Origin of the sequence: Pseudomonas cichorii (genome assembly GCF_019719005.1) — a bacterium.
Lineage (GTDB): Bacteria > Pseudomonadota > Gammaproteobacteria > Pseudomonadales > Pseudomonadaceae > Aquipseudomonas > Aquipseudomonas cichorii_E.
Genome location: NZ_JAIGPJ010000001.1, coordinates 84523 through 97899 on the forward strand (window position 1 = coordinate 84523; position 13377 = coordinate 97899).

Annotated in this window: 10 protein-coding genes; 5 read left to right on the plus strand and 5 right to left on the minus strand. The window is 60.1% G+C overall.

All coding sequences use genetic code 11. The annotated features are described in order from the left end of the window. Positions 1 to 7: 7 nt before the first annotated feature. Together pfkB and ptsP are read right to left on the minus strand one after the other, a co-directional pair. Positions 8 to 949: a 1-phosphofructokinase gene (gene pfkB / locus K5D32_RS00430; RefSeq protein ID WP_221598986.1), complete on the minus strand. Its 942-nt coding sequence runs from the start codon at positions 947 to 949 to the stop codon at positions 8 to 10. Continuing rightward, the gene (gene ptsP / locus K5D32_RS00435; protein WP_221598987.1) at positions 949 to 3816 is read right to left on the minus strand and encodes a phosphoenolpyruvate--protein phosphotransferase; all 2868 of its coding nucleotides are present in this window, start codon (positions 3814 to 3816) and stop codon (positions 949 to 951) included. Before ptsP ends, pfkB begins: the two co-directional genes overlap by 1 nt. A 338-nt stretch (positions 3817 to 4154) precedes the next feature. Between ptsP and cra the strand changes: the two genes are divergently transcribed. Beyond that, positions 4155 to 5150: a catabolite repressor/activator gene (gene cra / locus K5D32_RS00440; RefSeq protein WP_221578344.1), complete on the plus strand. Its 996-nt coding sequence runs from the start codon at positions 4155 to 4157 to the stop codon at positions 5148 to 5150. 6 nt (positions 5151 to 5156) lie between these two features. Further along, positions 5157 to 5942, plus strand: a complete 786-nt coding sequence (locus tag K5D32_RS00445; protein WP_221598988.1) for a TatD family hydrolase — start codon at positions 5157 to 5159, stop codon at positions 5940 to 5942. Between the two features lie 15 nt (positions 5943 to 5957). On the opposite strand, the gene ampE is transcribed toward K5D32_RS00445, so the two are convergent. The 3 genes from ampE to K5D32_RS00460 form a co-directional block, all read right to left on the minus strand. Continuing rightward, positions 5958 to 6794: a regulatory signaling modulator protein AmpE gene (ampE, locus tag K5D32_RS00450; RefSeq protein ID WP_221578342.1), complete on the minus strand. Its 837-nt coding sequence runs from the start codon at positions 6792 to 6794 to the stop codon at positions 5958 to 5960. Between the two features lie 15 nt (positions 6795 to 6809). Beyond that, positions 6810 to 7358 (minus strand): 1,6-anhydro-N-acetylmuramyl-L-alanine amidase AmpD, encoded by a 549-nt coding sequence (gene ampD, locus K5D32_RS00455; protein ID WP_221578341.1) that lies wholly within the window; start codon positions 7356 to 7358, stop codon positions 6810 to 6812. Positions 7359 to 7499: 141 nt separating this feature from the next. After that, on the minus strand, positions 7500 to 9755 hold the full coding sequence (locus tag K5D32_RS00460) for a DUF1631 domain-containing protein (protein ID WP_221594010.1): 2256 nt from the start codon (positions 9753 to 9755) through the stop codon (positions 7500 to 7502). A 346-nt stretch (positions 9756 to 10101) separates the two neighbouring features. Here K5D32_RS00460 and nadC point away from each other — a divergent pair, with 346 nt between their 5' ends. From nadC to K5D32_RS00475, 3 genes are read left to right on the plus strand one after another with little or no spacing between them, the layout of a single operon-like run. Further along, positions 10102 to 10950, plus strand: coding sequence for a carboxylating nicotinate-nucleotide diphosphorylase (gene nadC / locus K5D32_RS00465; RefSeq protein ID WP_221594011.1), 849 nt, complete (start codon positions 10102 to 10104; stop codon positions 10948 to 10950). A 34-nt stretch (positions 10951 to 10984) separates the two neighbouring features. Further along, positions 10985 to 12067: a TIGR00266 family protein gene (locus tag K5D32_RS00470; protein WP_221598989.1), complete on the plus strand. Its 1083-nt coding sequence runs from the start codon at positions 10985 to 10987 to the stop codon at positions 12065 to 12067. 46 nt (positions 12068 to 12113) lie between these two features. Beyond that, positions 12114 to 13346: a VWA domain-containing protein gene (locus tag K5D32_RS00475; protein ID WP_221598990.1), complete on the plus strand. Its 1233-nt coding sequence runs from the start codon at positions 12114 to 12116 to the stop codon at positions 13344 to 13346. Positions 13347 to 13377 lie beyond the last annotated feature (31 nt).

The window sequence follows — 13377 nt, forward strand, 5'->3', positions numbered from 1 at the left end:
TCCTCTCTTATTGTTCTGTCAGGCTGCGTACAGTGACGCCGCTTTCAAGTCGTTTGAGTTGGGCGGCATCGGTAATGCCGAAACCGATCTGGGTCACTGCCATGGCGGCAATCGCGGTCGCCGTGCGCAAGGTTTTCTGTGGTTCATGGCCGCCGAGCAAACCGTGAACCATGCCTGCCAGCAGAGAATCCCCGGCGCCTACGGTGCTGGCGACGGTGACTTTCGGGGGCAGCGAATGCAGCGCGGTGCCGGAACTGAACCAGTGAACACCTTCGGAACCTTGGGAAATCACCACATGCTCGATGCCCTGGGCGCGCAGGCGAGTCGCCGCTTCGGCCTGGGCAGCAATGGAGATGATCGGTGCATCGAGCGCATCGGCCAGTTCTTCAGTGTTGGGCTTGATCAGCCAGGGGCCTGCCGCAAGACCGGCACGCAAGGCCAGGCCGCTGCTGTCCAGCGCCACCTTGAGACCAAGGTTCTTCAGCATGAGCAAGAGCTTTTGCAGCCACTCGGGCGTTACGCCACGAGGCAGGCTGCCAGCGACCACCACGGCATCGAAACCGGGGGCAATCTGCTCGACCCTGGCGAACAGGGCTTGCTGGGCCGCTTCGCTGACCTGCGGGCCAGGGCCGTTCAAATCCGTGATGCGACCACTGCCTTCGGCCAGTTTGATGTTGCTGCGGGTTTCGCCCGGCACGCGCACGAACTCGTCGACAAAACCACGCCGGGTGAACAGGGACTCGAACGGCTGTTGATTATCGATGCCGAGAAACCCGGCCACGGTCAGCTCATGCCCCAGATCGGCCAGCACTTGAGCCACGTTCAGGCCCTTGCCGGCCGCATGGCTGAGCATGGCGTCACTGCGATTGACCTGTCCGAGCTCCAGCTGGCACAACTGCACGGTCAAGTCCAGCGCCGGGTTCATGGTCAGGGTAAGAATTTTCGCCATTACAAAGCCTCCACCAGCGCACGCACTTCGGCTGCGCTGCCTGCCGTCAGCGCCTGTTGCGCCAGTTTTTGAGCGGTGCTCAGTTCCAGCTCACGTACGCAAGCCTTGACCTCGCCAATGCTGCGCGCCGAAACGCTCAACTCATCCACACCCAGCCCGACCAGTACCGGCACCGCCAGCGGGTCCGCCGCCAGCTCGCCGCAGACACCCACCCACTTGCCATTGGCATGGGCGGCACGCACGGTCATGTCGATCAGTTGCAGCACGCTCGGGTGCAAGCCGTCCGCCTGAGCGGAAAGAGTTGGATGACCACGGTCGATGGCCATGGTGTATTGGGTCAGGTCATTGGTGCCGACGCTGAAGAAGTCCACTTCCCTGGCCAGTACCGGTGCCAGCAACGCCGCTGACGGAACCTCGATCATGATGCCCAGTTGCAGATCGCTGACCGGGATTTCTTCACGCAGGCGCTGAGTCATGTCACGGGCCTGACGCCACTCTTCAACGGTGCCGATCATGGGAAACATGATGCGCAGCGGGCCGCTGTCGGCTGAGCGCAGCAAGGCGCGCAACTGGCTTTCCATCACGTCCGGGCGTTGCAGGGTCAGGCGAATGCCGCGCACACCGAGGAACGGGTTTTCTTCCTTGTCGATGGGCCAGTACGGCAACGGTTTGTCACCGCCGACGTCAAGAGTACGGACCACCAGAGGTCGACCGCCCAGATCGGTGAGCACGCGACGGTATTCGGCTTCCTGAGTCGCTTCGTCCGGTGCCTGGGAATGAGCCATGAACAGCAATTCGGTGCGCAGCAGGCCGATGCCTTCGGCGCCCTGCTCTACCGCTGCCGGAGTGCCGGTGCTGTCGCCGATGTTGGCGAAGACTTCGACGGCATGACCATCGCGAGTCACTGCAGGCTCCATGCGCGAGGCGGCTGCAGCCTTGAGACGCTGTTCACGGGCATCGCGGTCCTGTACGGCACGCTGCAGGACCGACTCATCCGGCGCGACAGTCAGACGACCCCGCTGGCAATCGAGCAGCAGAACGGTGCCCGGCTTGAGTTGCAATACTTCATCACCAGCTCCCACCAGCGCCGGAATACCCAGGGCACGGGCCACGATCGCGCTATGCGCCGTTGCGCCACCCCGAGCGGTGAGGATGCCCGCGACATGCGCCGGGTCCAGTCGCGCCACGTCGGACGGGCCGACTTCATCCATCACCAGAATGTAAGGTTCATCAGGAGCGGCAACGGTTTCGACGCCACAGATTTGCGCCAGCACACGGCGCCCGACATCCCGCAGATCAGCAGCACGCTCGGCCAGCAGCACATCATTCAACTGCTCTTGCTGGGAAGCGGCGGCATCGATCACTCCGGCCCAGGCGGCAGCGGCGCTTTCACCCTTGTTCAGGCGCAGTTCGGTCTCGCTGCCCAGCTCCGGGTCATCGAGCATTTCCTGATGGGTGATGAAAATTTCGCGAATGGCCTTGGCCTTGCTGCGCTGGATCAGGTTTCCGATATCCCGGCGCACTTCGGCCAGAGCCTGTTGCAGGCGCTCACGCTCGGCAGCTACAGACTCGCCCTGCTCTGGATAATCGAAGGCTTGCAGCACTTGAATATGAGCAGGCCCGATGGCAATGCCCGGCGAGGCCGAGACGGCTTGCAGCACCGCTCCATCAAGAGGTGCAGCCACGGCCTTGGCCACAGCCGCTTTTTGTGGCGCGGCTTGCGGCTCGCTTGCGACCGGCAATGGCTCGACTTCTTCACCCAAGCCTTGTTCTACAGCCGCCAGCAAGGCAGGCAAAGCGTCGTCTGCAACAGTCGGTTCCGCGATGAATTCCAGCGTCTGTCCGCGACGTGCGCCGAGGCTGAGCAACTTGCTCAGGCTCTTGGCCGACACGGCGGTTTCGCCGGTTTCCACCACGCGCACACGAATCTCGCCTTCAAATTCCTTGGCCAGTTGCGCCAGCACCTTGGCTGGACGGGCATGCAGGCCGTGGGCGTTGGCCAGGCCAATCTGCCGGGTCGGCCACTCAGCTGGCAATTCACCGCCCAGAGCTTGCAGGATGACGCGGCTGTTGGTGGCATGGCCCAGTTCGTGACCACGCCCTTCGATCAACAGCGAGCACAGGCGCTCAAGCAGTGTCTGGTGAGCTTCCCCGAGGCTGGCCAGGCAGAACAGTCCCGTCAGGGGTTGGCCCAGATAGCGCAGAGGTTTGTCCGGTGTCACGAAGGCAAGGCCAGGACGCTTGACCGTCTGCTCGCTGTGCAGCCACCACAGGCCATCACCCAGCGGCAGGGCTTCGACCTGCTGGAGAATCGCGGCAAAACCGTTATTGACGCAATCGGCCCGGCGCAGCAGTCGCGCACCGCGCCAGACCAGTTCTTCAAAATCGTCGGCCGATACGCCGAGGCTGATCATCTGTGCGTCAAGGGCCAGTTCCTGAGGTGCGCCCTGCAAGAGCCGCAGCAGGTCTTCCGGGGTTTTCGCCTCACGCAGAGCCTGACCAAGGTCCGCTTCACCCAAGGCGCGGGTCAGCAGTTGCAGCAGTCGCAAGTGCTCGTCCGACTTGGCAGCAATACCGATGGCCAGGTAAACGATTTGCCCGTCACCCCAATCCACACCTTCAGGGAATTGCATCAGGCGCACGCCGGTACTGAACACCAGATCGCGGGTTTCAGGGGTGCCATGGGGGATTGCGATGCCTTGGCCAAGAAAGGTAGAACCTTGCTGCTCGCGATTCATCAGCCCGTTGAGGTAACCCTCGGCAACCAGACCGTCAGCGACCAGATGGTCGGCGATCAGTTGCAACGCGCCCGACTTATCCACAGCCGTGCGGCCCATGGATATTTGCTCCAGAGAAAGTTCGAGCATGTCCTGACTCCTGTGCAGCGCCATAGCGCTACCTGATTCTTGTTTTAATGACGACCATTGAGTGATCGACAGCCTGGGAGATGAAAGTGCTGCCTGTCGGATGGCAATTTCATCCTGATTTGCAGCAAATATCAGCTTGCTGAATCGTTTAATCTACAATTGCACGGCACGTTACTCGATTATGGCCTCTCGTTGAAGCCCAGTCGGTCCGATAGCTGTAGGAGGCGTCTCAAAATACACCGAGCACTTGGGCATCCCCTATGGTCTGGTGTAAAGATGCTCCGCGATCAGCGAAACTCCTCGTTGATACGAGACAACCACGAAAAGGAACTTTTCGCGTGAAACTCAGCGATATTGCGCGTCTGGCAGGTGTCTCCGTCACCACAGCCAGTTACGTAATCAATGGCAAGGCCGAACAGCAACGCATCAGCCCCTCGACCGTCGAGCGTGTGAGGGCGGTGGTCGAAGAACATGACTTCCGCCCCAACCCTCAAGCCGCAGGCTTGCGTACCCGTCACAGCCGTACCCTGGGCTTCATACTGCCGGACCTGGAAAACCCCAGTTACGCCCGTATCGCCAAGCTGCTGGAGCAAGGCGCCCGCGCCCGCGGCTATCAGTTGCTGATCGCAAGCTCCGACGACGATCCTGCCAGCGAACTGCAACTGCTGCAGGTCTTTCGTGCCCGACGCTGCGATGCGTTGCTGGTCGCCAGTTGCCTGCCCGCCAGTAACGACAGTTACCGCGAACTGCAGAACAAAGGCCTGCCGATCATCGCCATTGACCGGGAAATGAACGCCGAGTTCTTCTGCTCGGTGGTCAGCGATGACCACGACGCCAGCCTGCAGCTGACCCGCAGCCTGTTACAGACGAATCCCGAACACATTGCCTTACTGGGTGCGCGCCCTGAACTAAGCGTCAGCCAGTCGCGTGCCGACGGTTTCCGGCATGCGCTCGGCGGCTTTACCGGCACGACCACGATCGAACATGGCGAGGCGTTCAGCCGCGAGTGCGGCCAGCGTCTGATGAGTGACATGCTGCAACGCCTGGGGCACTTGCCAGATGCACTGATCACTACGTCCTACGTGTTGCTACAAGGTGTTTTCGATGTGCTGCAAAGCCAGTCACTCAATCCGGCGCAATTACACCTGGGCACTTTCGGTGACACCCAGTTGCTGGACTTCCTGCCGCTGCCGGTCAATGCCATGGCCCAGCAACATCAGTTGATTGCCGAAAAGGCCCTGCAACTGGCACTGGCCGCCATCGAAAACGATCAGTACGAACCCGGCGTGCATGCCATCGTGCGGACCTTCAAGCAGCGGATTCACGAGGGCTGACCGGCAATGCTGATCGACACCCACACGCACCTGGACTTCCCGGATTTCGACGATGATCGTCAACAGGTGCTCGACAGGTGCCGCACCCTGGGCGTGGAGCGCATGGTGGTGCTGGGGGTTTATCAGCGTAACTGGCAGCGGCTGTGGGGCCTGACACTGGAGCATCCGGCGCTGTCTGCGGCGTTCGGCCTGCATCCGGTCTATATAGACGAGCATCGCCCCGAGCATCTGACTGAACTCGGCGACTGGTTGAGCCGCCTCAAAGGTCACCCTCAACTGTGCGCTGTGGGGGAGATCGGGCTGGATTACTACGTCGAAAAACCGGACCGCCAGAACCAGCAGCAGGTCTTCGAGGCGCAACTGCAACTGGCGGCTGACTTCAATCTACCGGCACTATTGCATGTACGGCGCAGCCACGCGGATGTGATCGCGACGCTCAAGCGCCACAAGCTCAGGCACAGCGGGATCATTCATGCGTTTGCAGGCAGTCGGGAAGAAGCTCGGGAATATATAAAGCTGGGGTTCAAGCTCGGCCTTGGCGGTGCCGCGACCTGGCCGCAGGCGCTACGCATGCACCGGGTCATCGCCGATCTGCCACTGGAAAGCATTGTGCTGGAAACCGACTCGCCGGACATGGCTCCGGCGATGTATCCGAATCAGCGCAACAGTCCAGAGCATTTGCCGCAGATATCCCAAGCGCTGGCCGGGCTGTTGAACGTCAGCCCGGAGCAGTTGGCACAGGTGAGTACGCGCAATGCCTGTGAGCTGTTCGGGTGGCCTGTTCGCGAATGAATTCGCTCCTACAGATCAGATCAACAATGTCCACAGCGCAAAACCCGCATACCAGACGACTGCGGCGCGCACCAGCAACTCCCAGAGCATATCGAGGCTGGTCACGCCATCGGCGCCCATGACAGGTGCCGGGACTTCGCTGGCAACACGGCCGATGCGGGTAATCAGTTGCGCGGCGCTGATGTTCCAGTTGAGCAATTCATGCAGCATCACCCGGCTGACCGCCACGAAGTTGCCCACCAGCGCGAAGCTGGCCGCCAGCAGCCTGACCGGCACCCAGTCGAAGGCATGACGCAATTGCGTCGCCCGCTCCACCAGCGCCGGAGTCTTGCCATATTCAGCCGCCAGGGCCAGTAAGCGATAAGCCAGCGCCGCGACAGGCCCCAGCAGGAAGTACCAGAAGATCACCACGAAGAAGCTCTGATAAGCCTGCCAGAGCATGTAGCCCTGAACGCCCTCAAGCAGTTGCTCGCCGTTGTCGGCCTGCACGCCCATGTCTCTTTCGGCCACATGCACGGCAGCCTGTTCATCACCACGTCGGCAGGCATCGCGAAACGGACCGAGCGCGGCCAGCAGATCACCACGGCCAAGGCTATAGATCAGCACCAGAAGATGCACAGGCAGCGCCAGCCAGCCGTAAGCCACCGAACCGACGATGGTCAGCGCCAGGTGCAGTATCAGAAGCGGCAGCAGGACCAACAGAGCCAGCATGATCCAGGGGCGAGAAGCGGTTCGCGGACTTGACTCGAGCCTGGCCAGTTCCTTCAGCCATGGCCCGTCACGTTGTACACGCTGGCGCAGCGCCGAAAACTTTTCGACCCACACTGCCAGCAGCAACACCAGAAAACTCATCGCTTGATCCTCACTTCAGTCCTGCAAGGCGGCTTGAAAACGAGCCCAGTCGAAACACGGCCCCGGATCGGTCTTGCGTCCGGGTGCGATATCGCTGTGCCCACAAATGCGATCGGGCGTGATCGCCACAAATGCCTGGCGCAACTGGCGCGTCAGAGCGATCAAGGCGGCATATTGCGCATCGGTAAAGGGCTGGTCATCCGTGCCTTCCAGCTCGATACCGATGGAGAAGTCATTACAGGCTTCGCGCTCCTGGAAACAGGAAACGCCAGCATGCCAGGCCCGGTCAAGACATGAGACGAATTGAGTCACCTCGCCATCACGTTCGATCAGAAAATGCGCCGAAACACGCAGATCGGCAATACCCTCGAAATAGGGATGCTCGGTAATATCCAGCCGGTTCTGGAAAAACTCCTGGACCTTGCCTGTCTTGAACTGAGCAGGCGGCAGGCTGATGTTGTGGATCACCAGCAGCGAGATTTCACCTTCGGGTCGCGCATTGAAATTGGGTGACGGGCAATGCTGCACATCGTCACACCAACCGCTTGCGAGGTCCAACTGCATGAAAGCTCCTTGAAGATGGGTTTCGATAGGCGCAAGTATGCCCAAACAGCACCTGCGGTAGGAACGAATTCATTCGTGAAGGTATTTCAGGCGATGGATCTTCGTGGGCCGCTTGCCGGGCGGCCCTCTCCCCGATCAGGTTTATGCGCCCTTGAGCTTGCGCAGGCTGCTGATCACCGACTCAAGCGCACGGTCGAACAGCAAGGCGTCGTCGAGGATGCGGATGGTGCCGCGACGCAATTCGATGGCCAGCCCCATGCGGGACTTCTCCAGAACCTTCATGCCGGTACGATTGACGAACACGTAACGCCCGGAAGGCTCGACGATAGCCGTGAGCTTGCAGCGCAGCTTGTTCTCTTCGTCTTCCTGGATCTCGACCCAATTGCCAACGCGCAGCTTGTCGACCATCTGCAGGCCTGCATCGTCATTGGGCAATTGCAGGACACTTTCATTGCTCAAAGGCTCGTCCGGCGCAGTCAGAACGATCTCTTCCATCACGACCATCATGGCCGGACCTTCAGCAGGCTCAGCGTCAGTCAATGCTGCTACAGACTGAAGCTCATCGCCTTGCGCATCCTGCAGGCGGGAAAAGTGCTGGAAAGCCTGAACATGGAGCACTTCAAGCTGACTGAAGAATTCACTGGTAGCGAACGGGTCAAAGGCAGCGCTGGTCAGACCCTCGCGCAGTGACTTCAGCAGTCCCGGCACCAGTTCGAGCAGCTTCTGCCGTGACTCCGGGTCTTCGTGCAGTTCGACACTCCAGACCAGATCGTCCATGGCTTGCAAACCCGCCAGCCACTCGCTCGAACCTTCGCCATGCTTGAGGCAGGTCAGCAGCAGCACCTTGCTCCAGGCCTGTTCCAGCAGACGCACCACCGCTTCGGGCAGAGTTTTACCCAGCAAGCGCTGATTCAGTTCATGCTGAACCAACTGACGCGCCAGCTCGGCACGGGTGCGACCCTCTTCGGCATCCCGAGTACGTTGCTCAAGCAGTTCGCTGCGACGACGCTCGTCACTGGTGAAGGCCAGGAAGTCCGCCAGCAATTCGGAGAAAATCGCCGGATCATCGACAAAATCGTTGAGCAGACGCTGCACGATCTGGTCGACACGCATGTACAGCGAGTCGCGCTGATAATCGTCGCGCCCGCCCCAGCCCAGTGCAGCAGTGGCAATTTCGTTAAGCAGACGACGGGCAGGATGGCTGCCACGACTGAAGAAACTCTTGTCGATCACTGCAACCTTGAGCATCGGGATCTGCAAGCGCCCGATCAACGCCCGCAGCGAGTGCGGCAGGTTGCGGTCATCGAGGATGAATTCAAAGAGCATGGCGATCAGGTTGATGACGTCCTCGTCACCAGCACCAACGCCACGAGACTTGCCGCTCTTGACGCTGACACGTGTCAGCAGTTGCTCGAGCTGGTTGCGCAGGTCGAAATCTTCAGGGGCATCCGAAGTCGGCACGTATTGCTGCAAGTGCGAAAGCAGACGCAGCAGGTCTTTGCTGGAGATGGGGCGAACCTCAGAGCTCGGGCCATGGCGCGGCGTCAGGTTGCCGCGCACTTGCAGCAAGAGTTCCTGCAGCGCCGAAAACACTTCGAGCACGCCCTTGTCGAGCTTGTCCGCCGCCTGCGCCAGTGCCGGACCGGACAGTTCGCTGACCCGCGCCCTGGGAACAGAACGGTCGGAAGAACGACGGGCAGGCAAGGCTTTCATTTCAGGCAGGATGCCGGTGGCGATCAACAGCTGGTTGGCCTCGCCATACAGGTGATCGATGTTGGTCAGGATGTATTTCTCGAACAGCTTGAGAACGATCAGCTTGACCTTGATCTCGACCCCCAGGCTGCGCTTGGCCTGGAGGAAGAAATTGCACAGCATTGCCGGCCCCATGGGGTTGGTTTCGACAGTGATGGGCTGGGGAATCAGCTCGTTCAGGCGCGCCGTCAACTGGCTCAGGGCAACGCCATCACGGCTCATGACCTTGGCGACCATCGAATCGACGGCCACGGTTTTTTCCAGCTCGTCGTTGGGCACCAGCGACAGCTTGTCGAAAGCGACCGCTGCAGGCAGCACAGGCTCGGTGATCTGGTATTGGCCCAGTGCCAGGAAAGACTCGTAGAACTTGTCGAGAAACGCCCGCTCGATGCTTTTGCGCTTGAGGCGCAAATCGCGCATGGCCTCGAAAAACAGGTTCTGCTCAGTGTTGCTGACAGCGCGGTCGGCCATCTCGAAGAGGGTGTCGTCAGCGTTGTCGAACAACGCCTGCAAAGCATCCTTGAGCTGCTGTGCGGCTTTATCACGCACCTGCAACAACACGACGGGCAGCCGGGCCAGAGGCGTACTTGTACCCTGGGCAGGAATTCCCTTGCTCAACGGCACAACGTTTTCGTCGTTTTGCATCAAACCCCCTGACAGGAAACGGCTTAAATCCCATCACAAACGCGGCTTGCAACCTTCGCCTGTGAAGCGATCCCCATGGTCTTTGCGCTACGTCAAAGCTATGACGTCAAATACAAGTCGGATTATCTTTCAAAACTTGTATCGAACGCCAGCGAAGTATTGCGTCTTGTAACAAGCGCATTACAGATCAGGGGATGTGCAGCGATAGACAACGCTAATCGACATATATCGCAAAGGAATTTACAAAACCGACCAACTGCACGCTTTGCGAGCGTGACCAGCCGTACAGGTGGGTTACAAAGGTGCGGTGCCTTATACTCCTGCGACTTTGTTAGTGGAGCCCGCTATGCCGAATTTACGACTCGCCGACCTGACAGCCGAAATAGAAGCCAATGTGCGGCGCGCATTGCTTGAAGACGTCGGCAGTGGCGACATCACCGCTCAACTGATCCCTGAAGAGCGGCTGGCCAAGGCCACCATCATTTCTCGCGACGAAGCCGTGATCGCTGGTGTGGCATGGGTCGACACGGTTTTTCGTCAGCTCGACCCTCGGGTTGCCGTGCACTGGCAAGTGACCGATGGCGACCGGGTCAGCCCCAATCAGGCGCTGTTCCATCTGGAAGGTCCGGCCCGCTCGCTGCTGACCGGCGAGCGCAGTGCGCTCAACTTTCTGCAACTGCTGTCTGGCGTTGCCACCCGTGCGCAGCACTATGCCGACATGGTGAGCGACACTCAGGTCAAGCTGCTCGATACCCGCAAGACCCTGCCCGGCCTGCGTCTGGCGCAGAAATATGCCGTGACCTGTGGCGGTTGCCACAACCATCGCATCGGCCTGCATGATGCCTTCCTGATCAAGGAAAACCACATTGCTGCCTGTGGCGGCATTGCCCAGGCCGTTGCCGCCGCGCACAAGATCGCCCCCGGCAAACCTGTGGAAGTCGAAGTGGAAAGCCTGAGCGAACTCAAGCAGGCGCTCGAAGCCGGTTCCGACATCATCATGCTCGACGAATTGAGCCTGGATGACATGCGTGAGGCCGTGCGCCTGACCGCTGGACGCGCCAAGCTCGAAGCCAGCGGCGGTATCAATGACGATACCTTGCGGGTGATTGCCGAAACCGGCGTGGACTATATCTCCATTGGCGCGATGACCAAGGATGTGAAAGCGGTGGACCTGTCCATGCGCTTGAGCCTCTGACCTGTCCACAGCTCAAAAGAGAGGAGCCGTCATCTTGGAACAATGGTTTGTAGTGAATGCGGGCAAGCAGCTCGGCCCCATGGACGCAGCGGCGGCTCGCCTCATTGCGCGTGAAGCGCCGGGCGCATGGTGCTGGAAGCAAGGCATGCCGGACTGGCAGCCGATTTATCAGGTGCAGGAAGTGCGGGCCATGAAGAAGGATGGCATCACGCCGTTTCCAGACCCGTCGCCCGACATGATCCAGCCACGGCCATCGGCCTTGCCCGCACACGCTGCTCCAGCTCCAGCTCCAGCTCCAGCTCCAGCTCCAGCTATTAGACGACCTTCGTTCACGCCCGATCCAAACAGCTCAAGCGGTTTTGGCTCCGGGCAAGCCACCGATGGCGTGGACTTCAAGCTGTACGGCACCGAAACGCAGTTCGTCGAGCTTGAGCTGGACCGTGGCGAAAGCGCCGTGGCCGAGGCCGGCTCGATGATGTACAAGACCTGCGACGTGCAGATGGAAACCATCTTTGGGGACGGCAGCAACCAGTCTTCAGGGCTGCTGGGTTCGCTCTTCGGCGCGGGCAAACGCATGCTCACAGGCGAAAGCCTGTTCACGACCGTGTTCTCGCAACAAGGCTCCGGCAAGGGTCGCGTCGCATTTGCAGCGCCCTACCCCGGCACCATCCTGCCCCTGCACCTGCGCGACTTCGGCGGCAAGCTGATCTGTCAGAAAGACAGCTTTCTGGCAGGCGCCAAGGGTGTGTCCATCGGCATTCAATTCCAGAAGAAAATCCTCACCGGCCTGTTTGGCGGCGAAGGCTTTGTGCTGCAAAAGCTCGAAGGCGACGGCTGGGTGTTCGTTCACATGGGCGGCACCGTTCGCAAGATCGAACTGTCGGCGGGCGAATCCCTGGACGTGGATACCGGCTGCCTCGCGGCCATGACCCAGAGCGTCGATTACGACATCCGCATGGTGGGCGGCATCAAATCCATGCTGTTCGGCGGCGAAGGTGTGTTCTTCGCCAGACTGACAGGTCCCGGCACGGTATGGCTGCAAAGCCTGCCCTTCTCGCGCCTGGCCGGGCGCATGCTGGCGGCGAGCCCTGCAGGAGTGGCACGAAGCGAGCGCTGAATAATCCCCGGGCCGGTTTGCGGCCCGGAATGCACAAGGAAGAGACATGCAAATCACCCAAGGCCAGCGAATCCCGCTTTCCAGCCTGATTCAGGGCTCGGATCTCACCCTGTCCATCGACATCAAGTCCGCCCATGTGATCGATTACGTCTGCTTCGGCGTCGACGCCCAGGGCAAGCTGTCGGATGACCGCTACATGATCTTCTTCAACCAGCCCAACAGCCCTTGCAACAGTGTCAGGCAGGTAAACGGCGGTGACTTTCAGATTGCCCTCGCCGGGCTGCCCGCCTCTATCGACCGACTGGTGTTCACCGCATCCATCGATGGCGCGGGAGCGATGAGCGACATTCAGACCAGCCATTTCAGCATCAAGGACGCAGGTCGCGAAGTCGCTCGCGGCGAGTTCTCTGCCGCAACCTTTGCTGCCGAGAAAGCCATCATGGTCACCGATATCTATCGCAAGAATGGTGAATGGCGCATTGCATCTAACCTGCAAGGCTACAACGCCGGCCTGGATGCATTGGTGGTGCATTTCGGCGGCGAAGTCTCGCAAGCACCGGAGCCTGCGCCAGCCAGGGTTTCCCTGGAGAAGAAAATCGCCGAGGCCGCGCCTCAACTGGTCAGCCTGGCGAAAAAAGCTCAGGTCAGCCTTGAGAAAGCCAGACTGACTGACACCAAGGCTCGTGTCGGTCTGGTACTGGATGCGTCCGGCTCCATGAACGCGCAATACAGCCGTGGCCATGTGCAGGAAGTGGTCAACCGCCTGATTCCGCTGGCGGTGCATTTCGATGATGACGGCGCACTGGACTGCTGGGCCTTCGGTGCCCGACCTTGTCAGTTGTCGTCGGTGTCGCTGAGCAACTTCAAGGACTTTATCCAGACCGACAACGGCGGCTGGAAAAACTGGGAGTTGGGCGCACGGGTGAATGATGAGCCCAAAGCCATGCGCATGGTCATCGACTACTACAAGCAGTCAGGCGACAAGACGCCGATCTACATCCTGTTCATCAGCGATGGCGGCGTTCATCAAGACAGGGAAATCACCCGACTGATGATCGAGGCGGCAAAACTGCCTATCTTCTGGCAATTCGTGGGCCTGGGCGGACGCGGCTACGGAATCCTGGAAAAACTCGACGACATGACCGGACGGGTTGTGGATAACTGCAACTTCTTCGCCCTGGACAGACTGGATGAAGTCCCGGAAGAGAAGCTTTACGACTTGCTGATGGAAGAGTTCCCGGACTGGCTCAAGGCAGCCAAGGGTGCCGGGATTCTGTAGGTTTTCGCTCCTGCACCAATAAAAAAACCCT

Excerpts from the sequence above, each read along its gene's own strand:
- pfkB (WP_221598986.1), bottom strand. The coding sequence starts at position 949 with ATGGCGAAAATTCTTACCCTGACCATGAACCCGGCGCTGGACTTGACC.
- ptsP (WP_221598987.1), bottom strand. The coding sequence starts at position 3,816 with ATGCTCGAACTTTCTCTGGAGCAAATATCCATGGGCCGCACGGCTGTG.
- K5D32_RS00445 (WP_221598988.1), top strand. The coding sequence starts at position 5,157 with ATGCTGATCGACACCCACACGCACCTGGACTTCCCGGATTTCGACGAT.
- ampE (WP_221578342.1), bottom strand. The coding sequence starts at position 6,794 with ATGAGTTTTCTGGTGTTGCTGCTGGCAGTGTGGGTCGAAAAGTTTTCG.
- ampD (WP_221578341.1), bottom strand. The coding sequence starts at position 7,358 with ATGCAGTTGGACCTCGCAAGCGGTTGGTGTGACGATGTGCAGCATTGC.
- K5D32_RS00460 (WP_221594010.1), bottom strand. The coding sequence starts at position 9,755 with ATGCAAAACGACGAAAACGTTGTGCCGTTGAGCAAGGGAATTCCTGCC.
- nadC (WP_221594011.1), top strand. The coding sequence starts at position 10,102 with ATGCCGAATTTACGACTCGCCGACCTGACAGCCGAAATAGAAGCCAAT.
- K5D32_RS00475 (WP_221598990.1), top strand. The coding sequence starts at position 12,114 with ATGCAAATCACCCAAGGCCAGCGAATCCCGCTTTCCAGCCTGATTCAG.